The organism is Donghicola tyrosinivorans (assembly GCF_003003355.1).
In the GTDB taxonomy this organism is placed as follows: Bacteria; Pseudomonadota; Alphaproteobacteria; order Rhodobacterales; family Rhodobacteraceae; genus Donghicola; species Donghicola tyrosinivorans.
Window position 1 is genome coordinate 229,323 of sequence record NZ_PVTQ01000005.1, and the last position, 23,627, is coordinate 252,949.

Consider the following 23,627-nt stretch of genomic DNA (forward strand, 5'->3'; position numbering starts at 1 on the left):
GGAGAGGCACACAAAATGACCACCGAGTTTCTGGAACACGACATCGCCGCGCTTCTGCGCCGCATCTGCGGACGGGATCGTTCGGCCCTCAAGCAACTGCACAAAGCGCGGGGGGATCGGCTGTATTCGATCCTCCTACATATGCTGGAAGACAAGGATTGCGCCGAACTGGCCTATCTGGAACTGATGCCCCGCATCTGGCGCGAGGCGAAAAGCTTTGATCCAACGGTCTGCTCGTCCGAGCATTGGCTGCAAACCCGCGCCCGTCTGCTGGCGATCGAAATCCTGCGCGAAGAGTGCGGCGATCAGCCCTTTTACGGCAAGAACATCGGTTGGGACGCCGACCCGCATCTGAACGCCAAGGAACAGCAGCTGCGCCACTATCAGGTAGGCCGCTTGAACCTTGCCTTGCGCGGCCTGCCCGTCCGCGCGGCAGAGATGATCGTGGCGCGATTTGTGTACGGAATTTCGCTAGAGGACCTCGCGTCACTCTACAATTCTACGGTTTCAGCCGTTCGTAAAGATATAGCAACTGCAGGCAGCAACCTGCGCGACACTTTGATGGAGGCACAAGCCGCATGACACCCGACGAACGCGCCTTTGGCTTTGTGATGGGGACTTTGCCCTCGGACGAAAGCCGTAAAGCCGAAGAAGATCTGGCAAAGGCCGGTCTCTTCCGCGAAAAGGTCGCGTTCTGGCGTGGAAAACTGGCGCCCCTAGAGCCGCGCCCCTTGCGACTGGTGAAAAACCCCGTGTCTTTCGACCGCGTGGCCCATGCCACCTTCGGAGACGATGATTAAGGGGCCAGCCAAGTGCCTTTGAACCCCTCGGACACCCGATAGACCGCCCGATAGTGGCGGATGGGCGTGATCCGCAGCAGCTCGACCTCAACCACCGCGCAGTCCAGCACTGCAAAGCGGCCAAAGTCCCCTTCGCTATGATGGTCCTGCGGCGAGGCGATGGCGTAGCCCGGATAGGGTGCGCCGCCATAGACGCGGCGGGCGCTTTCGGGAATACGCTCCCAGAGTTTGGCCAGATATTTTCGGGGACGTTCTTCAACCTCGACCCGCAGGCGGATTTGCAGGTTTTCCTCATCGTCCCAGACCAGCAAGCTTGCCCGTTGGTCCATCCGGATTTCTGCAACCTTTTCCGATGCACCATCGGTGTGAACGGTCAAAAGGCCAGACGCCTGATCGGCCCCGCGCAACACCACTGTTCGCGCTTGGGGCCAACCCGAGAGCCCCGTGGTCGCCAGCGTCATGGTTCGCGCTGCCGCCGTGGGCTCGGCAACCCCTGCCCGCAGCCGATCCCAGCCAAGGGCCAGAAACGAATGCAGGTCAGGGGTCGCGCTATCATTCATCGTCATCGCTCTCCGCATTGGGATCGCCGCGATAGCCGGTGGCCACCACGAATTTCTCGGAACTGTCAGCGCGGGACGACGGCGGCTTGATGTTCACCACTTTGGTAAAGCGCTGCTTCAGGATCTTTTGCAGATCACCCTCCGCGCCGCCCGCCAGAACTTTAGCCACAAAGGTGCCGCCCGGTTCTAGGACGTCAAAGGCGAAATAGGCCGCAGCTTCGCACAAGGCGATAATGCGCAGGTGGTCGGTCTGCTTATGACCGCTAGAGGCCGCCGCCATATCCGACATAACCACATTCGCGGTGCCGCCTAGCCATTCCTTAACCTTTTCATCCGCGTCATCTTCCAAGAAGTCCAACTGGTGGATTTCCGCGCCCGCGATGGGTTCCACTTCTTGCAGGTCTACGCCCAGAATGGTGCCGATCGCCTTGCCCTTCTTTTCGCCCAAGGCATTCACGCGGGGAACAGCCACCTGACACCAGCCCCCCGGCGCACAGCCAAGGTCCACCACGCGGGCACCGGGCACCAGAAAGCGGAACTTGTCGTCCAGCTCCATGATCTTGAAGGCCGCACGGCCCCGATAGCCTTCGTCCTTGGCGCGCTTCACATACGGATCGTTCAACTGGCGCTGCAACCAGCGCTGCTGACTGGTGGTGCGCCCGCGGGCGGTTTTCACTTTGACCGTCAGATCACGCTGGCCGCGGCCCGAGGTATTCTTGGTGGTTTTCTTCTTCATACGGTTTCACTGTCCTTGAGAACGCCGTCAGCGCTCATCTGAGCATAAAGCAGCCCCTCGCGCAGGCCCCGATCCGCCACCGAAAGGCGGTCCGTCGGCCAACAGCGCAGCAGCGCCTGCAAAATAGCGGCCCCTGACATGATCAGGGTCTGGCGGTCATTGCCGATGCGCGGGTCCTTGCGGCGCCCGTCCGGCCCCAGCGCCAGATAATTGTCGATTACCTTGTTGATCTGGTCCGAGTTCATGCGCAACCCGTCCACCTTGGTCCGGTCATAGCGCTTTAGCCCTAGATGACTGGCAGCCACGGTGGTGACGGTGCCGCTGGTGCCGACAATCTGGAACCCCTGCCGCGCCTGTTCACGGGCGTAGGGGGCGAACTCGGCCAGGTTCTCTTCGAAGAACCAACTCATCAAGGCAAAACGGGCCGAGTCATCCTCGACGTCGGAAAACTGTTCACGCAGGGTGGCAACGCCCAAAGGCACGCTGATCCAGTCCACCACCTTGGCCGGCGGATAGCGCAGGCGCGGGCCACGCGGGGTGAACCCCTGATGCAGCCGCATGATCGCCCGCGAGCGTTCGCGGCGCGGCACCTGCGCCAGATCAATCCACACCAGCTCGGTCGAGCCGCCGCCGATATCCACCACCAACAACTGCTGGGTGCGCGCACTCACCAGCGGCGCGCAGGATACCACGGCCAGACGCGCCTCTTCTTCAGGCGTGATGATTTCCAACTGCAAGCCAGTCTCGCGCCGTGCCTGTTGCAAGAACTGGCGGGCGTTGTGTGCACGGCGGCAAGCCTCGGTAGCCACCAGACGCATCTTGGTGACCTTGTGCCGTTTCAGTTTGCTTTGGCATACCTTTAGGGCCTGCACAGTTCTGTGCATGGCGGCCCGGCTGAGGCAACCAGTACTTTCCAAACCCTCGCCCAACTGGACGGACTTTGAAAAGCTGTCGACCACCGTGAACTGAGCGCCATTTGGTCTGGCAATCAGCATCCGGCAGCTATTTGTGCCCAAATCCAAGGCAGCATACAGCGCGTTCGGATCGGGCGATGCGCGCTCGGCGCTCTCGACCGGTTTCGGGAGTGCGCCCGCGCGAACGGGACGCTTGGGCGTCATCTTTACGCCCTCCATTTCGTGTTACCTTCAGGGTAGTCATTGGCTGCCCGATACGCAAGCACATGTGCGACACATGTTCATGATGCGAAACTTTCACGGGCGCAGCCGTGGCCCCTTTCCGCCCTTCGATATAGGATCGCGTCGCAGTCACGTTTGAGAGTGTCGAAATTCGACCAAGGCGACGCAAACGGGCGTTCTAGAACGAACCTATAGGGAAAAGGGAATCGCAATGCCTGACATCACCATCGTTTACTGGCGCGATATTCCGGCCCAGGTCATCGTCGGAAAAGGCCGCCGCGGCGCAAAAGTGCAGTTGCCAGAGCGTTTCGAACAGGCCATCGACCGCGCCGCCATGAAATCGGGCGCGGACGGAACCGACGACTATCTGGCCGAATGGCGCAAAGCGGTTGTGGACACCCGCGAAGGCGATCCCCAGACCCTTGCCGAGGCCGAGGCGGCCCGGTTGGTTGAGGAATTCGATCAGGAGCGCATCAAGGCCCTGATTGAGAACGGAGGCCGTGCGTGAGCACGCCCCGCAAGGTTTGGGAGGCCGCCATGGCTCTGTTGAATTTCCGCAAGCGCGAAGAAACCACCGGTGTAAATCCGCAGGTCGAGGCTTTCCTTCAGGACCACTCGATCGAGGTGATGCCCCGCACCGCGGCAAAGGTTGAGAACTTCCGCGACCTGCTGCCCGAAGGCACCCGCGTTTATATCGCCCACATCGATGGCACCCCCATCGAAGATATGGTCGAAACCGCCGCCCGCCTGACCGATGACGGCTTTCAGGTCATGCCCCACTTCCCCGCCCGCATCATCAAGGACGCGGCGATGCTGGAAGAGTGGATCAGCCGTTACCAGAACGATGCAGGCGTCAAACAGGCCCTGCTGCTGGCTGGCGGTGTGGCCGAGCCGAAGGGCGAGTTCCACAGCTCGATGCAGCTGATGGAAACCGGCCTTTTCGATCGCGCGGGCTTCACCCGTCTACACGTGGCCGGTCACCCCGAAGGCAACAAGGACATCGACCCCAGCGGCGGCGACAAGAACGTCATGGACGCCCTGCGCTGGAAAGCCTCGTTCGCCGAGCGCACCGACGCAAAGATGGCGCTGGCCACCCAGTTCTGCTTTGAAGCCAAGCCGATCATCCAATGGGCCGACAGCATCAAAGCGGCAGGCGTCGATCTACCGATCCACATCGGGATTGCCGGCCCTGCCAAGCTTCAAACCATGATCAAATTCGCCATCGCCTGCGGCGTCGGCCCCTCGCTGAAGGTGCTGCAGAAGCGTGCGAAAGACGTGACCAAGCTGATGCTGCCGTTCGAGCCCAATGAGGTCATCGCAGATCTGGCCGCCCACAAGGCCGCCAACCCTGATTTCAACATCACCAATGTGCATTTCTTCCCGCTGGGGGGCATTGCCACCAATGCCCAGTGGGCCATCGATAACGGCGGTCGCGCTTCCGTGCCCGCAAACCAGAACTAAGGACCAGCCATGACCCGCACTGTCATCGAGTCGAAAACCAAGACTGTCACCATCGGCTTTGACGAGCCCTTCTGCGTCATCGGCGAACGTATCAACCCCACCGGCCGCAAGAAGCTGGCGGCCGAGTTGGAAGCAGGCGATTTCAGCACCGTTGAAAAAGACGCGCTGGAACAGGTCGCTTGCGGGGCCATGGTCCTCGATATCAACGCGGGGGTTGTCTACAACTCGAACCCCAACCCGAACGAGACCGAACCGCCGCTGATGACCAAGATGATCCAGCTGGTGCAGGGGCTGACCGACACGCCGCTGTGTATCGACAGCTCGGTTCCTGCCGCGCTTGAGGCCGGTCTGGCCGCCGCCGAAGGCCGCCCGCTGCTAAATTCGGTCACCGGCGAGGAAGATCGTCTGGAACTGGTTCTACCGCTGGTCAAAAAGTACAACGTGCCCGTTGTAGCGATCTCGAACGACGACACCGGCATCTCGGAAGACCCCGATGTACGCTTTGCCGTCGCCAAGAAGATCGTCGAGCGCGCCGCCGATTTCGGCATCCCCGCCTATGACATCGTCGTCGACCCGCTGGTGATGCCCGTCGGCGCCATGGCAACCGCTGGCCAGCAGGTGTTTGCTCTGGTCCGCCGCCTGCGCGAGGAACTGGGCGTCAACACCACCTGCGGCGCGTCGAACATCAGCTTCGGCCTGCCCAACCGCCACGGCATCAATGCTGCCTTCTTGCCCATGGCCATCGGCGCAGGCATGACCAGCGCGATCATGAACCCTGTACGTCAGGTTGAAATGGAAGCCATCAAAGCGGCCAACATGCTGATGAACCACGACGCGAATGGCAGTGCTTGGATCCACTTCTCGAAGGTCTTGGAAGCGACCAAAGAAGGTGCAACCTTCGCAGAAGCCGCACAAGCTGCCCAAGCAGCAGGCGGTGCCCGCGGTGGTCGTCGCGGTGGCCGCCGTCGCGGTTAACCACATTTTTACGTAAAAATGTGCAGGCTGGCCCTATGGCCAGCCTTTCGCGTTTCCGCCCCGTAGATGATTGGATCGATCAAATCTTCGCGTCAAAATCGGCGCGAGAAGGCGGCATCGTGCGCCGCTCCGTTCTATCCGTGGAAAGAGAGATCGGCCGCGGCAGGCTGGAACTGGAAGTGCGCCGCCGCGGCTATCACCTGATAGAGGCCGAAGAGCAGTTCATCATCATCTGCAATTCAGCCCCCTTAAAGATCATCTGTTGAGGGTCGAAAATTCTTCGCCGAAGAATTTTCTGGCATCATGATTTTCGGCGAAAATCATGTACGATAAAGCAGCGACTGGCCGTTCCGGAACAGATGCACTTTCGCCGGGTCGGCGGTCATCTTCAGGGTTCTGCCACGCACACCGGTGTGGATACCGGGCAGCTTGGCGATGACCGGATCATGCTCCGGCTGCTGCTTTTTGAAGTACAGTAGCGTGACCTCACCCAAAGCTTCTTTGATCTCGACGACACCGGAATAGGCATAATCGGGACCGCCAGTCTGGATCATGTCTTCGGGACGGATGCCGACCTCGACCTCTGCGCCCATGTCGCTGTCGCGAGTGGGCACATTGGACAGGATTGTTCCCTGACCTTCGGGCAGCGCGATGCGGGTTTGGGCACCGGTGCCCACGACTTTACCAGCCAAGAGGTTCATCTGGGGCGAGCCAATGAATTGCGCCACAAAGGTATTCTCGGGCCGTTCATAAAGTTCCAAGGGCGTGCCGACCTGCGCGATCCCGCCACCGGCCAGAACCACGATACGGCTGGCCAGTGTCATAGCCTCCACCTGATCGTGGGTCACGTAAATCATGGTGCTGTCGGGCATCTGCTCTTTCAGCTGCGCAATCTCGATCCGCGTCGCGACACGCAAGGCCGCATCAAGGTTCGAGAGCGGCTCATCGAAGAGATAGACCTTGGGATCGCGCACGATCGAGCGGCCGATCGCCACCCGCTGACGCTGACCGCCGGACAGGGCCTTGGGCAGTCGGTCCAGATATGGCTCTAACTGCAAGATTTTGGCGGCGCGGTTCACGGCCTGACTGATTTCGTCCTTGGATTTGCCAGAGATCTTCAAGGCAAAGGACATATTTTCACGCACAGTCATATGCGGGTACAGCGCATAGGACTGGAACACCATCGCGATGCCCCGCTGTGCTGGCGGGACGTTATTGACGACCTGACCATCAATCTGCAGCTCACCGCCCGAGATTTTCTCAAGTCCCGCGATCATCCGCAGCAGGGTGGATTTTCCGCAGCCCGAAGGGCCGACGAAGACGATCAACTCGCCGCGCTCAATCTCCAGATTGATGTCGCTTAGAACTTTGACCGGACCATAGGCCTTGGCCACATCCGTGAGTTTCAGTTCAGCCATAACGTCCCCCTCCCCTTTACATCTTTACCAAGAAACTGGGCTGCCACGGCCCCAGATGGATTTTGCCATCCTCGGCGACACCGCAGCTGCCGATCTCGGTGCCGATGGTGTGCCACTCCCCTTGGGGGGCTGCGATGGTAGCCGGCGTGTCGGACATGTTGAAGGCGCAATAGATCACTTCGTCTTCAAAGCTGCGTTTGAACGACAGGACCTGACCTTCGACCATCAGATCGCTGTGCGCGCCTTTGACCAGCGCCAGATGGGCGTGGCGCATGCCGATCACACGGCGGTAATGGTGCAGCAAGGCTGTGGGGTCTTTCTCTTGTGCAGCCACAGCTTTCGACAGGTGATCGCCCGACACAGGCAACCACGGACGGGCCGCCGAAGAAAAGCCGCCGTTCTGCGCCGCACCATCCCAAACCATCGGGGTACGGCAGCCATCGCGGCCTTTGAACTCGGGCCAGAACTCGATGCCGTAGGGGTCTTGCAGGTCCTCAAAGGCCACATCAGCCTCGGCCAGACCCAGTTCCTCGCCCTGATAGAGGCAGATCGAGCCGCGCAGACTGGCCAGCAGCGACGCATAAAGGCGCTGCGCCGCAGGCGTCAGATCCCAGCGCGACGCATGGCGCACCACGTCATGGTTCGAGAACGCCCAACAGGCCCAACCATCAGCGGCGACCTGATCCACATGGTTCAGCACGCGGACGATCTTTGCTGCGGTCAGCGGGTCTTTTTCCAGAAACTCAAAGGCATAGCACATCTGCACACCTTCGCCGTCACGGGTGTATTCGCCCATGATCTCAAGCCCGCGCTGCGCATCGCCCACTTCGCCTACGGCGGCCGCGCCCGGATACTCATCCAAGAGCGAACGGAAGCGTTTCAGAAAGGCCAGGTTTTCAGGCTGGTTCTTGGAATAGAGGTGGCGCTGGTGGTTATAGGGGTTCACCGAGGGCGCAATGGTGCTGTTGCGTTCTGCCTTGGGCAGCGCCGGGTTCGAGCGCAACTGCGCGTCGTGGAAGTAAAAGTTGATCGTGTCCAGACGGAAGCCATCCACGCCCCGCTCTAGCCAAAAGCGCGTTGCGGCCAGAACCGCATCCTGCACATCGGGATTGTGGAAGTTCAGGTCCGGTTGCGAGACAAGGAAGTTGTGCAGATAGTACTGTTCGCGCCGCGCATCCCACTGCCACGCCGGACCACCAAAGATTGAAAGCCAGTTGTTGGGCGGGGTACCATCCTCTTTCGGGTCGGCCCAGACGTACCAATCGGCTTTGTCGTTGTCGTGGCTGGCACGGCTTTCCACAAACCACGGGTGCTGGTCCGAGGTGTGCGACATGACCAGATCGATCAGCACCTTGATACCGTACTGGTGCGCGGTCTCGATTACCGCGTCGAAATCGGCCAGCGTGCCGAACATCGGATCCACGTCGCAATAGTCGCTGACGTCGTAACCAAAATCCTTCATGGGCGAGATAAAGAACGGCGAAATCCAGATCGCGTCCACCCCGAGCGAGGCGATATACGGCAGGCGCTGCACGATCCCCAGAAGGTCGCCAATGCCGTCGCCGTTGCTGTCCTGATAGCTGCGGGGATAAATCTGGTAGATGACGGCGCCGCGCCACCAGTCGGGGTTTGCCGCTTTGGTCAGATGGGGTGCCATGTGTGTTTCGTCTTTCATAGGTCGTCTCAAGGAATGAGGAATTATTTTACCGAGCCAGCCAGCAGGCCGCGCACCAGATAGCGTTGCATCAGGAAGAAAACCGCGATGGGTACTGCGATCGACACAAAGGCCGCCGTCGCCAGAATACCCCAGTCACCGCCGCGCGATCCCAGAAGGTCATCGGCGATCTTGCGGGTCATTACCCAGCTTTCGCTATCCGAAGGCAAGAAGACCTTAGCCACCAGCAGATCGTTCCACGTCCACAGGAACTGGAAGATCGCGAATGAAGCCAGCGCCGGAAAGCTGAGCGGTAGCACGATGCGGGTGAAAATCTGGAAATCCGTCGCCCCGTCTACCTTCGCGCCTTCGATGATGTCCTTGGGCAAGCCCACCATGTAGTTGCGCAAAAGGTAGATCGCCAGCGGCAGACCAAAGCCCGTATGGGCTAGCCAGATGCCGACAAAGCTTTGACCGATGCCAATGTCATTGTGCAGGCGCAACAGCGGCACCAGAGCCAGCTGCAACGGTACGACCAGCAGACCAACGATGCCCGCGATCAGGAAGCCACGGCCCGGAAACTCCATCCACGCCAAGGCGTAGGCGGCGAAGGCTGCGATGAGGATCGGGATCACGGTCGAGGGGATCGTCACGGTAAAGGTGTTGATAAAGGCCTGCGCCATCCCGTTGGAATAGAGCACACGCTCATAGTTGCCGGTGGTGAATTCCGGCGGCACGGCCGCGGCGAAGTAAACGCGCTGGCCTTTGGCGCTGGGGGCCTCGGGGGTGCGCATCTCAAAGGTGCCATCACCGTTGACGGTCAGGGTGCCGCCACCTTTGAGGTCTACGCTCTCGCCCGCTGTGATCCCAGTGGGATCAGAACGGCTGATCCCGAAAGCTACAACCTTTGCGCCCACTTGCGCATCGCTGCCCTCATAGATCGAGCCGGTCAGGACGAACGCCCCGCCCTCTTGCACCGCTTCGCCCGCAACGCGGGTGCCGAAGGTCTGCTCGGCGGGGAACGGTGCCTGCCACCACGGGCTGGCCGAGATGTCATCGCGGTCCCGGAAGGATGATACAAACAGGCCCACGGTCGGAATGAGCCACAGCACCACAAGGATCAACACGGTGATGCGGGTGACCCATGTGAGGGCGGATTTATGTCCGGCGATATTCTCCATGTTCTCCCCCTCAGCGCATTTCTTTGCGCGCTTGCGCGATGTTCCAGATCATCACCGGCAGTACCAGAACCATGATCACCAGCGCCACAGCCGTGGCTCGGCCATCGTCGCGGAACATGTATTCCATCATGTAACTGGGCAGGATCTGGGTGCCAAAGTTGCCGCCCGTCATGGTGTAGACGATGTCAAAGACCTTCAGCACAAGGATGGTGATGGTGGTCCAGACCACCAGAATGGTCCCCATGATCTGAGGCACCTGAATTTTGAAGAAAATCTGGAACGGGTTGGCACCGTCCAGAATGGCGGCCTCTATGGTCTCTTCGGGGATACCGCGCAGGGCGGCCGAGAGGATCACCATGGCAAAGCCAGTCTGAATCCAGATCAGGATGACCATCAGGAACACGTTGTTCCAGAACGGCACCTGTAGCGGGTCAATCGGGCTGTCCGCGCCAAAGAAGATGCGAATGGCGTTCAGCATCCCGATGTTGGGATCGTTGGAATAGACGAACTTCCAGATCAGCGAGGCACCGACAAAGCTGATGGCCATCGGCATGAAGATCAGGGATTTGGCGATACCGCCCCACTTCAGCTTGTCAGTCAGCTGCGCGATCACTAGACCAAGAAAGGTGGCCATCGCAGGCACAATCAGCACCCAGAGAAAGTTGTTGAAGACCGCGCTGCGGAATTCGGGATCGACAGACAGGTTCTTGTAGTTCTGCATCCCCACAAACACATCACCCGACCGGTCATACATGGACCGCCAGAAGCTGCCCACCACCGGATAGACCAGATAGAGGCACAGGGCGAACAGCGCGGGGGCCAGAAACAGCCAAGGACGGACGGCATTGGCGCGGTTGATATTGCGCCCGGCGTCATCGTTGCGGGCCGGAAAAATCAGCCGATCCAGAACCAGATTGGAAAAGTAAAAGTAGCCGACGCAGCCAAAGACCCCGATCAGGATCGTCAGCACACCCTGCATGAGCGGACCCATTGGTCTGTCTCCCGGATTAAGGCTGAAAGAGTGCGGCCCACACTGACGCGGGCCGCGAGTTTGAACTCCCGCGCTTATGAGCGCGCGGGAGCATGGGTTTGGAACGGTCTTACTTGATTTCGTTCCAGCGGCTCTGGATCGCAGCAGCGACTTCGCCTGCGTCTTTGCCAGTGGTGTAGTCCACCATGCCGGTCCAGAACGCACCTGCGCCGATCTCGCCGGGCATCAGGTCCGAACCGTCAAAGCGGAAGGTGGTCGCGTTTTGCAGGATCTCGCCCATCGCGCGCTCGCTATCGGTGTTATAGAGCGCGGTGTTGACGCCAGCATGTGCGGTCAGGAAGCCGCCCTGAGCCATCCATGCTTCATGCGCGATCGGCAGCTTCATGAACTCAAGGAAGACGTTGGTTGCTTCGCTGGGGTTGGTGACGGCGAACAGCGCGCCTGCACCCAGAACGGGGTTACCCAGATCTTTGTCCGCGTAGCTGGGGAAGTAGAAGAAATCCACGTCCTCGCCCACAGTGGTGCCTTCGGGGAAGAAGGCGGGGATGAACGATGCCTGACGGTGCATGTAGCACTTGGGCGGCAGCGAGAAGAGACCGGTGGGGCTGTCACGGAAATCGGTGCTGGCCACGGCCTCGGGGCCGCCATCAGCGTAACCTTCGGTGCGGGCGAACCAGCCGAATTCATTGATCGCGCCAAGCACTGCCGGATCATCGAAGGGGATCTCGTTCTTGACCCACTGGTCATAGACCGACGGGGGCTGGGTGCGCAGCATCAGGTCCTCGACCCAGTCGGTTGCGGGCCAGCCGGTGGCCGCACCAGAACCCAGACCGATACACCAAGGGGTGCCGCCATCATCGACGATCTGCTGGGTCAGCGCCTTGAGGTCTTCCATCGTAGTGGGGATCTCATAGCCTGCCTCTTCGAAGGCTTCGGGCACGAACCAGACCAGCGACTTCAGGTCAACGCGGTAGAAGAAACCATAAAGCTGGTCGTTACCGTCCTTGTCCGCATAGGTGCCCAGATCAACCCAGGACTGACCGGCGGCAAAGTTGTCCTTCACCCAATCGCCAGTGCCTTCGGCCAGCGGGGTCAGCAGACCCTTCTTGGCCATGTCCGCTGCCAGACCGGGCTGCGGGAAGGCGGCAAGGTTCGGGGCCGATCCGGCCTCGGCCGAGATCACGATGTCCTGCTCAAAGCTGTCCGAACCCGAATACTCAACGGTCGCGCCGGTTGCGGCTTCGAAATAATCCAGAACTGCCTCAACGCGTTCCTTTTCGTTGCCAGTCCATGCGCCGGTGATCGAGATAGTCTGACCGGTCAGATCATTGGCGTCAGCGAAGGCCTGATAGCTGTCCCAGTGGAAATCTCCCTCACCCACGGGGAACATCAGATCCTGCGCGCCAGCTTGACCAGCAAACATGGCCGACACAGCAGCGCCGGCGAATAGTACATTTTTCATAAGCATCCTCCCAAGAAGCTCAAAGTCGCTTCGAATCCGTAATTTCAAAGCGCTTTGGGTGGCGCAAACGTGCTGCACGACCCAGCTTAAGTCAATCCTCTTTATCACAACGCCCCTCAAATATCAAATTCACAAGGGATTTCGCGCATACGCAGCATTGCACCCGCAGCTTAATTGTTTCTTTGACGTGGGCAGGATTTGACTTTAGGGTGCCAAAACTCAAACCGCTTTGAAGGCCCTGAACGATGAACCTCAAGCAACTTTCGGAAACGCTGGGACTGTCCCAGACGACGGTCAGCCGCGCGTTGAACGGTTACCCCGAAGTGGCCGAGGCCACGCGCCTGCGGGTTCAGCAAGCCGCCCGTCGCTATGGCTACCAGCCCAACATCGGCGCACAGCGTCTGGCCCGCGGTCACAGCAGGACGATAGGGCACGTTATCCCCCTGTCGACGCAGCATGAAATGGTGAACCCCGTGTTTGCAGATTTCATCGCTGGCGCGGGGGAACGGTATTCCGCCGCCGGCTACGACATGCAGCTGACCATCGTCGAAGACCGCCGCGAGGAAGAAATCTACGTAGAGATGAAGTCCCAAGGCAAAGTGGACGGTGTCATCGTCCACGGCCCCTTGATGGATGATCCACGCATTCCCTTTCTGGCAGACCTTGCGCTGCCCTTCGTGGTTCACGGACGGGCCAGCGACTGCAAGACGCCCTATTCATGGGTGGATGTGAACAACGTCCGCGCGTTCGAGCGTGCGACGGACTTTCTGATCTCGCTAGGCCACAGCAGGATCGGGATCATCAACGGGCTTGAGCATATGGACTTTGCCCACCGCCGTCTGCACGGCTATGAGGCCGCAATGTTCCGCGCGGGCCTGACATCCGATCCAACGTGGCACTACGCGGGCGAGATGACCGAGATTAACGGCTACCGCGCTATGAAGGACATCCTCAGCCATCCGGTGCATCCGACGGCCGTTGTGGTGTCCAGCTATATCAGCACCTTGGGCGTGCGCCGCGCCTTGGACGAAGCGGGACTGAAGGTGGGACGCGATGTGTCGGTCATCACCTTTGACGATGACCTGTCGTACCTGCGCAACGGCGAGGATATCCCGATTTACACGGCGATCCGGTCCTCGGTCAGGCAAGCGGGGCGCTTGTCCGCAGATATGCTGATCCACCAGATTGAAAACCCCGGCAGCCCGCCGACGAACCATCTGCTTGAGGCTGCCTTGATCGTGGGGGGCTCGACCGGCCCCGCCCCGCAGGAGTAATCCGATGAATTTCAAACGTTCCGACTTTCCCGCAGGTTTCCTGTTCGGGGCGGCAACCTCGTCCTACCAGATCGAAGGCCACGCCTTTGGCGGCGCAGGCCCGACCCACTGGGACAGCTTTGCCGCCACACCCGGCAATGTTGTCCGCGCCGAAACCGGCGCGACTGCCTGCGATCACTATCACCGTTACGAAGAAGATCTGGACCTGATGCAGGCGGCGGGCTTTGACGCCTACCGCTTTTCCACCAGTTGGGCGCGGGTTCTGCCTGAAGGACGCGGCACCCCGAACGCAGAGGGCTTGGATTTCTACGACCGCCTGACCGACGCGATGCTGGAACGGGGATTGAGACCCTGCGCGACCCTCTATCATTGGGAACTGCCCCAAGCGCTGGCCGATCAAGGAGGCTGGCGCAATGCGGACATGCCCGAATGGTTCGCTGACTTTACCCACGTCATCATGGGGCGCATCGGTGACCGGATGCACAGTGTTGCCCCGATCAATGAGCCGTGGTGCGTCACGTGGCTTAGCCACTTTCTAGGCATCCACGCGCCCGGCATGCGCGACATCCGCGCCACCGCCCGCGCCATGCACCATGTCCTGAAATCCCACGGCCGCGCGATCGAGGTTATGCGTGACATGGGCATGACCAATCTGGGCGGGGTCTTCAACATGGAGGCCGCCCTGCCCGCCTCTTCCAGCCGCGACGACTTTGCCGCCGCCGCCCGCTATGACGCCTATTACAATCGCTTCTTTCTGCAGGGCATCTTTCAACGCAGCTATCCCGAACTGGTGCTAGAGGGGCTAGAGCCTCATCTGCCCGCGAACTGGCAGGACGATTTTGCCACCATCGGCCAGCCGCTGGATTGGGTGGGTCTGAACTACTACACCTGCAAACGGATCAGCGCCGATCCCGAGGCCGCCTGGCCTTCGCTGCGCGAAGGTGTCGGCCCCTTGCCGCAAACCCAGATGGGCTGGGAAATTTACCCCCAAGGCCTGCATGATTTCATCATGCGCACCGCCAAGGAATACGCGGGCGATCTGCCGATCCTGATCACCGAAAACGGGATGGCGAATGGCGATATGCTGGTGTCAGGCGCAGTGCCCGACCAGCCGCGCATCGACTATCTGAACGCCCATATCGCCGAGGTGCGCCGCGCCATCGATGAAGGCGCAAACGTGCAAGGGTATTTCTGCTGGTCGCTTCTGGACAACTATGAGTGGTCCTTGGGCTATGAAAAGCGGTTCGGGCTGGTGCATGTGGATTTTGACACCTTGAAGCGGACCCCCAAAGCGTCTTATGACGCCCTCAAGTTAGCGCTATCACGATAAGCCAACCCGAGGATGGATAGAATGGACCAGACGGCCCCGCTGAGTATCGTCGCAGACATTGGCGGCACCAACACCCGCATCGCTCTGGCGCGGGGGACCGAGATCCTGCACGACACCATCACCCGCTTTAAGAACGCGGGCGAGCCAAATTTCCCGCCTCTGCTGGAACGGTTTCTGGCCGCACATCCCGACGCAAAGCCCGAAGCTTGCTGTGTGGCCGCCGCAGGCCCCGTCCGTGACGGGCGGGTCGAGATGACGAACCTGTCGTGGGTATTCGACAAGGACGATCTGGCCAAAGCCACTGGCGCGAATGTGATCGCGACGCTGAACGACATGCAGGCGCAGGGGCACGCACTGCCCTTCCTGAAGGATGAAGCCAAGACCTGTCTGCGCAAAGGCCATGAGGCCAGCCCGCAGGCGGCGATGCTGATCGTGGGCATCGGAACCGGCATGAATATCGCCCCCGTCTATCACAGCGCGGCAGGCACGCTGGTTCCCCCCGCCGAGGCAGGCCATCCCTTGCTGGCCGTCCGCAGCCCCGAGAACCTGCGCCTGAGCCAGTATATCGAGGCGAACTATGGCTTCCCGTCCGTCGAAGAGGTCATGTCGGGCCGCGGCGTGTCGCGGGTTTACGAGTGGCTCTCGTCCGAGGCTGGCAACAAGCAGATCCTTGATCCGGCCGAGATCATGAAGCGGGTCGAGGATGGCTGGGACCCGCTGGCGACCGAGACCGCGCGGCACTTTGTCCAGATCATGGGCAGCGTCTGTGGCAATCTGGCCCTGACCCTGCTGCCCTTTGGCGGCATCTATCTGATCGGCGGCGTGGCGCGGGCTTTTGCGCCATTGCTGGGATCGATGGGCTTTGAAGAGAGCTTCCGCGATCTGGGGCGGTTCGGGGACTTTGTGGACCAGTTCGGCATCTGGATGGTCGAGGATGATTATGCGGCGCTGACCGGCTGCGCATCGCACGTCCAAGACCTGTTGCAGCGTCCGCACTGATCGTTTGAGCGTGGCCGGATTGGCGGCCGTCCAGAGGTGAGTATTTAGTTCAAGAAGAAGCTGTAAGGCGCGGGAATTCCTGCGCCTTATTTGTTTTTGCTTTACCTGCTTCGATGGCGGGATTTTGAGTATTTTTGCAATAAAGAAGCCGGATTTGAGTGTGTGGACCGGCTTACTTCGGCGGATAGGCCCACCAGAGCATTTCTGCGGTCAGGGGATCTTTAGGATCGCTCATGAAGGGAACCGGCAGGCCGCGGATCGGGCGCGCATTCTGCGCGATTTCCGCCAGTGTATGGCCACGCTGCTCTGTGTTGATCTTGTCTTTTCGCGGCAGGTTCGGGCAGTATTCAGCTGCTACTGCGGGATATTCTTCCTGGAACCAGGAGGTGTAACTATACCACTTTCCGCGACGAAGACCAAAATGAGTCAAAATACCTGAGGCTGGATCATAAATTACCGGCCAGCCATATTTCGGGCTTTTCCCAACCGCAAGGCCCGCAGCGCCCGTAAATGCGGGGATGATGTGGTAGGGATTTTGAGCTTCAAAGCCACGCCCGCTTTTCTTGCGGTAACAGTCATAGAATGTGCCATCCGGTGCATAATAGCCGATCGACCAGGCATCAAGATTGGGATTATCCTTATAAATCTTGTAGTTGCCAATCGCCATCTTTTGCAGCGTTCCTGTTGTCAAGTTGCTGACCGGCTCAACGCTGCGCCGCCCGTTCTTCCAATCCCATTCGGTCTTGTGGGGGTCATTGCCGAAGTTCCGGATGCCGATTTTATTGACGAATTTAATCGCATCAGCGGCCATTTTATCGTGCGCAGCTGTCATGCCTGCGGGGCGGGGTTTTTCCCAAGGGGCTTTGTCAGCAGCGGCGGAGAGGGGAAGTACGCTTAAGGCGGCGAGAACTGTGAACTTTACGATCCTCTTCAAAACGACGGCCTTCTTGTTTCAAACCAGTTAGAATTTTTTACGTATTTTCAGGCAGCTCATCCATAGAAGAGCGAGAAACTGCCTTTGCCGGTCATGGTTTCGGGGGAAGTGACTTGGCAGCGGTTTGAGGCTGGCGTATTCGGAAGGGCCTGACAGACAAGAAGGACCGAGATGGACCTGACAGCCAAGATCCCCGCCCGTATCGCCAAAGAGATCAACGCCTCTCCCAGTCAGGTGGCCTCGGCCATCGAGTTGCTGGATGGGGGCGCGACCGTGCCGTTTATTGCCCGCTACCGGAAAGAGGCAACGGGCGGGCTGGATGATACCCAGCTGCGGGATCTGGCGGATCGGGTGGTTTACCTGCGCGAGTTGGAAGCGCGGCGCGAGACGGTTCTGAAGAGTATTCAGGAACAGGGCAAGCTGACCGATGGATTGACCGTGGCGATCATGCAGGCGGACACCAAGGCGGCGCTGGAAGATATCTACCTGCCCTATAAGCCCAAGCGCCGGACCCGCGCGATGATTGCCCGTGAGAACGGCTTGGAGCCGCTGGCACGTGCGATCCAGAATGATCGTTCGGCTGAGCCTGCGGTTCTGGCAGAAGGCTATCTGAATGCCGAGGTTGCGGACGTGAAGGCGGCGCTAAACGGGGCGCGGGATATTCTGACCGAAGAGCTGGCAGAACAGGCCGATATCTTGGGCCGTCTGCGCGAATTGATGGCCCGTGAGGCGCATCTGGTTTCACGCATGGTAGAGGGGAAGGAAAAGGACGGGGCCAAGTTCTCGGACTATTTCGCCCATTCGGAGCCTTACGGGAAGGTGCCGTCGCACCGTGCTTTGGCGATGATGCGCGGGGCGAACGAGGGCTTTCTGACCACCGATCTGGAATTGCCGGAAACTGTGGATGCCGAGGCGCCCTTGCGCGTTCTGAAGGCGGCGCTGGAGGTGTCAGGCTCCAAGCCCGGCGACAAGTTCCTGAACGATGTGGCGGGCTGGTGCTGGCGGGTGAAACTGAAGCTGTCGATCACCATCGATTTGATGAGCGATCTGCGCAAGCGGGCCGAAGAAGAGGCGATCCACGTCTTTGCGCGGAACCTCAAAGACCTTCTGCTGGCTGCCCCTGCCGGTGCCAAGACCACTATCGGCCTTGATCCGGGCATTCGAACCGGCGTCAAGCTGGCGGTTGTGGATGCCACGGGCAAGCTGCTGGACACGGCGACGCTGTTTCCGTTCCAGCCCAAGAATGATCTGCGCGGGGCGCAGGCGATGCTGGGAGCGATGATCCGCAAGCATGATGCGCAGCTGATTGCCATCGGCAACGGCACCGCCAGCCGCGAGACCGAAAAGATGGTCGCTGATCTGCTGAAGGACATGCCTGCGCCAAAACCCACCAAGATCGTGGTCAGCGAGGCGGGTGCATCGGTCTATTCGGCCAGCGCTTTGGCGGCACGGGAATTCCCTGATCTTGACGTGTCCTTGCGGGGCGCTGTGTCCATTGCGCGGCGTTTGCAGGACCCGCTGGCGGAACTGGTGAAGATCGAACCCAAATCCATTGGCGTCGGCCAGTACCAGCATGACGTGGACCAGAGCCGTTTGGCCAAGGCGCTGGACGGGGTTGTCGAGGATGCGGTGAACGCGGTTGGCGTGGACCTGAACTCGGCCTCTGCGCCGCTTCTGGCGCGAGTGTCGGGCCTTGGGCCGGGACTGGCCGAGGCGATCGTGCTGCACCGCGACACAAACGGAGCCTTTACCAGCCGTAAGGCGCTGAAAGAGGTGCCGCGCCTTGGCGAGCGCACTTTTGAGCAATGCGCAGGCTTTTTGCGGATCAATGGCGGGACAGAGCCTCTGGACGCAAGCTCGGTCCACCCGGAAGCCTACGCCGTGGCCCGCAAGATCGTGAAATCCTGTGGCCGTGACCTACGCGAGTTGATGAAGGATCCCGCGCCCCTGCGTCGCCTATCGGCCTCGGACTACGTGACCGAGACGTTTGGCCTGCCAACCGTGCAAGACATTCTGTCGGAACTGGAAAAGCCCGGTCGCGACCCGCGGCCTGATTTCAAGACCGCGACCTTTGCCGAAGGGATCGAGACGATCAAGGACCTCAAGACCGGCATGGTTCTGGAAGGCACCGTCACCAACGTGGCGGCCTTCGGGGCCTTTGTGGACATCGGCGTGCATCAGGATGGTCTGGTTCACGTCAGCCAGCTTGCCGACCGCTTTGTCAAAGACCCCCATGAGGTGGTGAAAGCCGGCGATGTTGTACGTGTGACCGTGACCGAGGTGGACGTGCCCCGCAACCGGATCGGCCTGACCATGCGCAAGGACGGAGGCGCCTCGGCCAAGGAAGAGCGTAGTGATCGGGGCAATGGTCCCCGTGGCGGGAATGCACCGCGCGGGGCTGGTCCCCGTGGTCCGCAAGGAGGCGGTCGTCCGCCGCGTGGTGGCGGTGCGCCCCAGAGCGACAGCGGCGGCAATGCGATGTCGGATGCTTTGGCGGCAATGTTCAACAAAAAATAAGCCCTTGCCGCTTGGCCTGTCACAGGGCTGTTTCGCAAGGTGCGTATTGCTGGAATGAGACGTCGGGCGGGAATTCCTTTCTTGCCCGACGCCTGCCCCTCGCGCTTTATTGGCCCTTGATTGACTGGCCCTGCGCGGGCCCAAAAACACTGACGCATTGGAGACCACGTGAGCCTGAGCACCTCGCAGATTGACGCCCTGATAGACGCCGCCCGCCGCACGGCGAAATCCGAAATCCTTCCCTATTTTCGCGCATTGGATGACAGCGAGGTCGAGATCAAGACCCACGCGCAGGATCTGGTAACCAAGGCAGACCGCGCCTCAGAGCGGGCGCTGACCGCTGCGGCCCGCGAGATTTTCCCCGAGGCTTTAGTGCTGGGGGAAGAGGCGGTGTCCGAAGGGGTGATCAACGTTGATACCCTGCGCGATGCGCCTTTGTCGGTCATTATCGATCCGATTGACGGGACGTGGAACTACGCCAATGGCCTTGGCATGTTCGGGGTCATTCTGGCGGTGGTCGCCAATGGCGAGACGGTTTTCGGGCTGCTCTATGATCCTTTGGGCGACGATTGGGTTGCGGCCGAAGCTGGCAGCGGCGCGTGGTTCCGCAAATCAGACGGCGCGGCGCGGCGCCTGTCGGTTGGCGCGGCAGTGCCGGTTGAAGAGATGACGGGCTATTGGCCCCCGACCCTGTTTGACCGCACGCAAAAAGATGCGCTGCTGGATTTCTCGAAGACGATCTACCGCCATTCGTCCCTGCGCTGCGCCTGCCACGAATACCGCCTGTTTGCCCAAGGGGGCGCGGATTTCATGCTGACCGGCAACCTGAACCCTTGGGACCACGCCGCTGGCGCGTTGATCGCCCGTGAGGCGGGTGGTTACCTGAAGATGCTGGACGGCACCCCTTATCGCCCGACCATGACCACGGGCAACCTTCTGGTGGCCAAAGATCGGGACAGTTGGAACGCCTTGGCCGAGCCGTTGAAGACCACGATCTTCGGGGTTTGAGTATTTTGGCAATAAGGAAGTCAAAAGGCCCGCTGTTATGGCGGGCCTTTGTCTTTGAGTATTTGTATCGAGAAGAAGCCTGTGGGGCTGCGACTTAATGGGATGCTGTGGGGCTGTTAGCCGCGTTCTTTCCAGCGGACCATCTGGCGCAGGACCCCGTGCAGGGTTTGCACATCGGCGCGGGTCAGGGGCATGCGGCTCCAGAGGTTGCGGAGGTTCGTCTTCATGCTGTCGGCTTTTTCTTCAGGGAAGAAGAAGCCTGCGTCGGAGAGGCGATCCTCATAGTGTTCCGAGAGCTTTTCAACCTCAATCGCGCTGGCCCAGTCGGTACCTGCCAGTTCGTATTCCATCGGCGTGGCCGCATGGGCAGCACGGCGCCATTCGTAGGCGCATAGAAGCACGCATTGGCCAAGATTGAGCGAGGCAAATTCTGGGTTCACAGGCACCGAGATGATCGCGTTGGCTTTGGCGATATCTTCATTCTCCAGCCCTGCCCGTTCGGGGCCGAACATGACGGCGACTTTTTCACCGGCTTGCACGCGGGCGTGGGCCTCTTTCATCGCCTCTTCGGGGGTATAGACCGGCTTTGTGAGGCCGCGCGGACGGGCGGTGGTGGCGAAGGTGAAGGCGCAGTCGTCAAGGGCGGTGGGCAGGTCCGGTGTCAGGACGGCCTCATCCAGGAGGCGGCCTGCGCCGCTGGCCATGGCCACCGCGCGCTGGTTCGGCCAACCATCGCGGGGCGCGACGATGCGCATCCGGTCCAGACCGAAGTTCCACATGGCACGCGCCGCGGCCCCGATGTTCTCGCCCATCTGGGGGCGGACCAGCACGAAGTTCGGCTGTGGGGTATCCGTGGGCATCTGCGTCTCCTGTTTCAGCGGCTGGCGCCCCTTTACCTGCCCTGCCCTTGTGGGGCAAGCGGACCGATGGTCAAACGCTTCAAACCACGTTAAAGGAGGCGAAAGCCGTTAGAGGAGCCAAAGACATGGCAGACGCAGAGCATCCGCAAATCTACCTGATCACGCCGCCCGAGTTCGATTTCCGCGAATTCCCCGAGGAGATGGCGCGGGTTCTGGACAGTACCGAAGTGGCCTGTGTGCGTCTGGCCCTTGCGACCTCGGATGAGGATACCATTCTGCGCAGTGCCGATGCCCTGCGGGAAATCACCCACGCCCGCGATATCGCGCTGGTAATTGACCGCCACGTGCTGCTGGCCGAGCGTCTGGGGCTGGACGGGGTTCACCTGACCGATGGCGCCCGTTCGGTGCGCGCGGCCCGCAAACAGTTGGGCGAGGATGCGATTGTCGGCAGTTTCTGCGGCGATTCCCGTCATGACGGGATGAACGCAGGGGAATCGGGCGCGGATTACGTGTCTTTTGGCCCCGTTGGCAGCAGCACCCTTGGCGATGGGTCCATTGCCGAGCATGAGCTGTTCGAATGGTGGAGCCAGATGATCGAGTTGCCCGTCGTGGCCGAAGGCGCACTGACCATGGATCTGGTCCGTGCTTTGGCGCCGGTCACCGACTTCTTTGGCCTTGGTTCGGAAATCTGGAAAACCGAAGACGCGGGCGCGGCCCTTGTCGCCTTTGCCAAGGCGATGCAGTAACGATCAGAAGGCGCGCCGCACAGTTTCTTCGCAGTGGCGCGCCAACGCTTTCCGGTCATCGAAATCTTTGACGGAAACGGCAGGGTGATAGGTCACCTCGACCCGGCCCTGACGGGGGGCTGCAAGCACCTGCAAGAGGTGCGATCCGAAATCCATATCGCCCCACCAGCCATAAAACCGCGGGTCTTTTTCCGATGGTGCAAAGTAGTGCAGCGATACAGGCTGGACCTTGAGGATACCCCTGAGATCATCTGCAAAGAACGGCTGGAAGAGCGTTGTTTTAAAAGGCAAAACCCGCAGGGTGTCGGTCGAGGTTCCCTCTGGAAAAAACAACAGCCTATGGCCGTGGCTCAGGCGCCACGAGAATATCTCGGACTGACGCTTGGCGTCTTTACGGTCGCGACTGATGAAGACCGTGCCGGTGGCGCGCGCCAGCCAGCCAATACCGGGCCACGCGGCAACTTCGGACTTAGAGACAAAGTAGATCCGCTGTCGGGCGTTCAGGGCAAAGATATCCAGCCAGCTGGCGTGATTGGCGACCACCGCCACGCGCCCTTTGGCAGGCTGGCCGTTCATCCGGAAGCCCATACCGATAATCGGGAACACTGCCATGCAAACGGCGCGGGTGATGTAGGGCGTTATGGGGCGGCGTTGGCCGAACAATGGCGCCTCGATCAGGCGCAGGATCAGAGTCAGGATCAGCCCGAGGCCCACCACAATCCCGAAGGGCACGCCGCGCCGCAGGACGCGCAGCCAGCCGCGAAAGGTGATCGGCTCAACCGGCGGGGGCGAATCCGACGTCCATGTCACGCTCATCGGTTCATGCCTTTGGCGTAGATGGATTTCTGGGTCGCGCTCAGGCGGGCGGTGTCCATAACAAGGCATACGTCGGTGGTGTTGAAGGTGTGATCCACAAAGGCTCCGTCCCCGACCACGCCCCCTAGCCGCAGATATGCCTTGATCAACTGGGGCACGGCCAGCATAGCGGCCTTACGGTCCAACTGGTCTTCGGGGACCAAATCCATGCGTTGGTAATGGTCCGGCACGGCGCGCACCCGCAATTCGGGCGAGGCAAGATGGCGGGCGTGTAACAGCGACAGAGGCTGCGCCAGAGCTGCGATATCGGTGCCGTGAAAGCTGGCCGTGCCGAACATCACTTCGACCCCGTGGCGGGCTACATAATCGGCCAGACCGTTCCACATATGCAGCATGGCTGCGCCGCCACGATAGTCCTTGTGCAGACACGACCGCCCCAGCTCCATCAGCCGCCGACCGCTGGTCTTCAGTACCGTCAGATCGTATTCGCCTTCGGTGTAATAGCGCCCCGCGGCTGGCATCTGGTCGTCGCGCAGCAGACGGTAGACCGCCACCACACGGGCACCTTCGGGACGGGACAAATCCTCAAGCAACAGATGGTCGGTGACGGTATCGAAGGCATCACGCTCAAGCCCCGCATCATGGTCCACATCGGGACCACCTGCACCAAGCTCTTGGACGAAGACCTGATAGCGCAGCGCTTGCGCTTGACGCAGATCCTCATCGGATGCGGCCAGCCTCACGGCGAATTCCGGAGAATTGGTCACCC

General features: G+C 60.5%; 24 protein-coding genes. 12 read left to right on the top strand and 12 right to left on the bottom strand.

Going from position 1 to position 23,627, the window contains the following annotated elements; translation table 11 throughout:
* Positions 1-15 precede the first annotated feature (15 nt).
* Both CLV74_RS09820 and CLV74_RS09825 read left to right on the top strand, forming a co-directional pair.
* Positions 16-582, top strand: coding sequence for an RNA polymerase sigma factor (locus tag CLV74_RS09820; RefSeq protein WP_106264060.1), 567 nt, complete (start codon positions 16-18; stop codon positions 580-582).
* Positions 579-800: a hypothetical protein gene (locus CLV74_RS09825; RefSeq protein ID WP_106264062.1), complete on the top strand. Its 222-nt coding sequence runs from the start codon at positions 579-581 to the stop codon at positions 798-800. The genes CLV74_RS09820 and CLV74_RS09825 overlap by 4 nt, the downstream gene beginning before the upstream one ends.
* Here the strand turns inward: CLV74_RS09825 and CLV74_RS09830 are convergent.
* From CLV74_RS09830 to CLV74_RS09840, 3 genes are read right to left on the bottom strand one after another with little or no spacing between them, the layout of a single operon-like run.
* Complete coding sequence (locus CLV74_RS09830) at positions 797-1,360, bottom strand: pyridoxamine 5'-phosphate oxidase family protein (RefSeq protein ID WP_170108014.1); 564 nt, start codon at positions 1,358-1,360, stop codon at positions 797-799. The genes CLV74_RS09825 and CLV74_RS09830 overlap by 4 nt on opposite strands.
* On the bottom strand, positions 1,353-2,096 hold the full coding sequence (locus CLV74_RS09835) for an RlmE family RNA methyltransferase (protein WP_106264066.1): 744 nt from the start codon (positions 2,094-2,096) through the stop codon (positions 1,353-1,355). Before CLV74_RS09835 ends, CLV74_RS09830 begins: the two co-directional genes overlap by 8 nt.
* Positions 2,093-3,214 carry a Ppx/GppA phosphatase family protein gene (locus tag CLV74_RS09840; RefSeq protein WP_106264249.1) on the bottom strand — a complete coding sequence of 374 codons (1,122 nt, stop codon included), beginning with the start codon at positions 3,212-3,214 and terminating at the stop codon, positions 2,093-2,095. Before CLV74_RS09840 ends, CLV74_RS09835 begins: the two co-directional genes overlap by 4 nt.
* A 229-nt stretch (positions 3,215-3,443) precedes the next feature.
* Here CLV74_RS09840 and CLV74_RS09845 point away from each other — a divergent pair, with 229 nt between their 5' ends.
* From CLV74_RS09845 to CLV74_RS09860, 4 genes are read left to right on the top strand one after another with little or no spacing between them, the layout of a single operon-like run.
* Complete coding sequence (locus CLV74_RS09845) at positions 3,444-3,740, top strand: virulence factor (protein WP_106264068.1); 297 nt, start codon at positions 3,444-3,446, stop codon at positions 3,738-3,740.
* Positions 3,741-3,769: 29 nt separating this feature from the next.
* Positions 3,770-4,693, top strand: a complete 924-nt coding sequence (locus tag CLV74_RS09850; protein ID WP_106264251.1) for a methylenetetrahydrofolate reductase — start codon at positions 3,770-3,772, stop codon at positions 4,691-4,693.
* 9 nt (positions 4,694-4,702) lie between these two features.
* Positions 4,703-5,668 (top strand): methyltetrahydrofolate cobalamin methyltransferase, encoded by a 966-nt coding sequence (locus CLV74_RS09855; protein WP_106264070.1) that lies wholly within the window; start codon positions 4,703-4,705, stop codon positions 5,666-5,668.
* Positions 5,669-5,703: 35 nt separating this feature from the next.
* Positions 5,704-5,934 (top strand): N-(5'-phosphoribosyl)anthranilate isomerase, encoded by a 231-nt coding sequence (locus CLV74_RS09860; protein WP_106264072.1) that lies wholly within the window; start codon positions 5,704-5,706, stop codon positions 5,932-5,934.
* A gap of 54 nt (positions 5,935-5,988) precedes the next feature.
* Here the strand turns inward: CLV74_RS09860 and CLV74_RS09865 are convergent, their stop codons facing one another.
* The 5 genes from CLV74_RS09865 to CLV74_RS09885 form a co-directional block, all read right to left on the bottom strand.
* Positions 5,989-7,086, bottom strand: coding sequence for an ABC transporter ATP-binding protein (locus tag CLV74_RS09865; protein ID WP_106264074.1), 1,098 nt, complete (start codon positions 7,084-7,086; stop codon positions 5,989-5,991).
* A gap of 16 nt (positions 7,087-7,102) precedes the next feature.
* Positions 7,103-8,761 (bottom strand): alpha-glucosidase, encoded by a 1,659-nt coding sequence (locus CLV74_RS09870; protein ID WP_245888504.1) that lies wholly within the window; start codon positions 8,759-8,761, stop codon positions 7,103-7,105.
* Positions 8,762-8,784: 23 nt separating this feature from the next.
* Complete coding sequence (locus CLV74_RS09875) at positions 8,785-9,921, bottom strand: carbohydrate ABC transporter permease (protein ID WP_106264077.1); 1,137 nt, start codon at positions 9,919-9,921, stop codon at positions 8,785-8,787.
* A gap of 10 nt (positions 9,922-9,931) precedes the next feature.
* Entirely contained in the window at positions 9,932-10,912 is a 981-nt protein-coding gene (locus CLV74_RS09880; RefSeq protein WP_106264079.1) for a carbohydrate ABC transporter permease, read from the bottom strand.
* 109 nt (positions 10,913-11,021) lie between these two features.
* Positions 11,022-12,374 carry an ABC transporter substrate-binding protein gene (locus tag CLV74_RS09885; protein ID WP_106264081.1) on the bottom strand — a complete coding sequence of 451 codons (1,353 nt, stop codon included), beginning with the start codon at positions 12,372-12,374 and terminating at the stop codon, positions 11,022-11,024.
* Between the two features lie 245 nt (positions 12,375-12,619).
* Here CLV74_RS09885 and CLV74_RS09890 point away from each other — a divergent pair, with 245 nt between their 5' ends.
* From CLV74_RS09890 to CLV74_RS09900, 3 genes are read left to right on the top strand one after another with little or no spacing between them, the layout of a single operon-like run.
* Positions 12,620-13,648: a LacI family DNA-binding transcriptional regulator gene (locus tag CLV74_RS09890; RefSeq protein WP_106264083.1), complete on the top strand. Its 1,029-nt coding sequence runs from the start codon at positions 12,620-12,622 to the stop codon at positions 13,646-13,648.
* Between the two features lie 4 nt (positions 13,649-13,652).
* On the top strand, positions 13,653-14,978 hold the full coding sequence (locus CLV74_RS09895; RefSeq protein WP_106264085.1) for a GH1 family beta-glucosidase: 1,326 nt from the start codon (positions 13,653-13,655) through the stop codon (positions 14,976-14,978).
* A gap of 21 nt (positions 14,979-14,999) precedes the next feature.
* Positions 15,000-15,977 (top strand): glucokinase, encoded by a 978-nt coding sequence (locus tag CLV74_RS09900; RefSeq protein WP_106264087.1) that lies wholly within the window; start codon positions 15,000-15,002, stop codon positions 15,975-15,977.
* Positions 15,978-16,149: 172 nt separating this feature from the next.
* Here CLV74_RS09900 and CLV74_RS09905 read toward each other — a convergent pair whose 3' ends face one another.
* Positions 16,150-16,911, bottom strand: coding sequence for a hypothetical protein (locus tag CLV74_RS09905; RefSeq protein ID WP_146134924.1), 762 nt, complete (start codon positions 16,909-16,911; stop codon positions 16,150-16,152).
* A gap of 171 nt (positions 16,912-17,082) precedes the next feature.
* On the opposite strand from CLV74_RS09905, the gene CLV74_RS09910 reads away from it, so the two are divergent.
* Both CLV74_RS09910 and CLV74_RS09915 read left to right on the top strand, forming a co-directional pair.
* Positions 17,083-19,428, top strand: a complete 2,346-nt coding sequence (locus CLV74_RS09910; RefSeq protein WP_106264091.1) for a Tex family protein — start codon at positions 17,083-17,085, stop codon at positions 19,426-19,428.
* 168 nt (positions 19,429-19,596) lie between these two features.
* Positions 19,597-20,436, top strand: coding sequence for an inositol monophosphatase family protein (locus tag CLV74_RS09915; protein ID WP_106264093.1), 840 nt, complete (start codon positions 19,597-19,599; stop codon positions 20,434-20,436).
* 116 nt (positions 20,437-20,552) lie between these two features.
* On the opposite strand, the gene CLV74_RS09920 is transcribed toward CLV74_RS09915, so the two are convergent.
* On the bottom strand, positions 20,553-21,296 hold the full coding sequence (locus CLV74_RS09920; RefSeq protein ID WP_106264095.1) for an RNA methyltransferase: 744 nt from the start codon (positions 21,294-21,296) through the stop codon (positions 20,553-20,555).
* A 125-nt stretch (positions 21,297-21,421) separates the two neighbouring features.
* Between CLV74_RS09920 and CLV74_RS09925 the strand changes: the two genes are divergently transcribed.
* Positions 21,422-22,042 carry a thiamine phosphate synthase gene (locus CLV74_RS09925; RefSeq protein WP_106264097.1) on the top strand — a complete coding sequence of 207 codons (621 nt, stop codon included), beginning with the start codon at positions 21,422-21,424 and terminating at the stop codon, positions 22,040-22,042.
* Positions 22,043-22,045: 3 nt separating this feature from the next.
* Here the strand turns inward: CLV74_RS09925 and olsA are convergent, their stop codons facing one another.
* Entirely contained in the window at positions 22,046-22,858 is an 813-nt protein-coding gene (gene olsA / locus CLV74_RS09930) for a lyso-ornithine lipid O-acyltransferase (RefSeq protein ID WP_106264099.1), read from the bottom strand.
* Complete coding sequence (olsB, locus tag CLV74_RS09935) at positions 22,855-23,625, bottom strand: L-ornithine N(alpha)-acyltransferase (RefSeq protein ID WP_106264101.1); 771 nt, start codon at positions 23,623-23,625, stop codon at positions 22,855-22,857. The genes olsA and olsB overlap by 4 nt, the downstream gene beginning before the upstream one ends.
* Positions 23,626-23,627: the final 2 nt, after the last annotated feature.

Bases quoted from the DNA above. Each gene is read 5' to 3' on its own strand.
- CLV74_RS09820 (WP_106264060.1), top strand. From the start codon at position 16: ATGACCACCGAGTTTCTGGAACACGACATCGCCGCGCTTCTGCGCCGC.
- CLV74_RS09825 (WP_106264062.1), top strand. From the start codon at position 579: ATGACACCCGACGAACGCGCCTTTGGCTTTGTGATGGGGACTTTGCCC.
- CLV74_RS09830 (WP_170108014.1), bottom strand. From the start codon at position 1,360: ATGAATGATAGCGCGACCCCTGACCTGCATTCGTTTCTGGCCCTTGGC.
- CLV74_RS09835 (WP_106264066.1), bottom strand. From the start codon at position 2,096: ATGAAGAAGAAAACCACCAAGAATACCTCGGGCCGCGGCCAGCGTGAT.
- CLV74_RS09840 (WP_106264249.1), bottom strand. From the start codon at position 3,214: ATGACGCCCAAGCGTCCCGTTCGCGCGGGCGCACTCCCGAAACCGGTC.
- CLV74_RS09845 (WP_106264068.1), top strand. From the start codon at position 3,444: ATGCCTGACATCACCATCGTTTACTGGCGCGATATTCCGGCCCAGGTC.
- CLV74_RS09850 (WP_106264251.1), top strand. From the start codon at position 3,770: ATGGCTCTGTTGAATTTCCGCAAGCGCGAAGAAACCACCGGTGTAAAT.
- CLV74_RS09855 (WP_106264070.1), top strand. From the start codon at position 4,703: ATGACCCGCACTGTCATCGAGTCGAAAACCAAGACTGTCACCATCGGC.
- CLV74_RS09860 (WP_106264072.1), top strand. From the start codon at position 5,704: ATGGCCAGCCTTTCGCGTTTCCGCCCCGTAGATGATTGGATCGATCAA.
- CLV74_RS09865 (WP_106264074.1), bottom strand. From the start codon at position 7,086: ATGGCTGAACTGAAACTCACGGATGTGGCCAAGGCCTATGGTCCGGTC.
- CLV74_RS09870 (WP_245888504.1), bottom strand. From the start codon at position 8,761: ATGAAAGACGAAACACACATGGCACCCCATCTGACCAAAGCGGCAAAC.
- CLV74_RS09875 (WP_106264077.1), bottom strand. From the start codon at position 9,921: ATGGAGAATATCGCCGGACATAAATCCGCCCTCACATGGGTCACCCGC.
- CLV74_RS09880 (WP_106264079.1), bottom strand. From the start codon at position 10,912: ATGGGTCCGCTCATGCAGGGTGTGCTGACGATCCTGATCGGGGTCTTT.
- CLV74_RS09885 (WP_106264081.1), bottom strand. From the start codon at position 12,374: ATGAAAAATGTACTATTCGCCGGCGCTGCTGTGTCGGCCATGTTTGCT.
- CLV74_RS09890 (WP_106264083.1), top strand. From the start codon at position 12,620: ATGAACCTCAAGCAACTTTCGGAAACGCTGGGACTGTCCCAGACGACG.
- CLV74_RS09895 (WP_106264085.1), top strand. From the start codon at position 13,653: ATGAATTTCAAACGTTCCGACTTTCCCGCAGGTTTCCTGTTCGGGGCG.
- CLV74_RS09900 (WP_106264087.1), top strand. From the start codon at position 15,000: ATGGACCAGACGGCCCCGCTGAGTATCGTCGCAGACATTGGCGGCACC.
- CLV74_RS09910 (WP_106264091.1), top strand. From the start codon at position 17,083: ATGGACCTGACAGCCAAGATCCCCGCCCGTATCGCCAAAGAGATCAAC.
- CLV74_RS09920 (WP_106264095.1), bottom strand. From the start codon at position 21,296: ATGCCCACGGATACCCCACAGCCGAACTTCGTGCTGGTCCGCCCCCAG.
- CLV74_RS09925 (WP_106264097.1), top strand. From the start codon at position 21,422: ATGGCAGACGCAGAGCATCCGCAAATCTACCTGATCACGCCGCCCGAG.
- olsA (WP_106264099.1), bottom strand. From the start codon at position 22,858: ATGAGCGTGACATGGACGTCGGATTCGCCCCCGCCGGTTGAGCCGATC.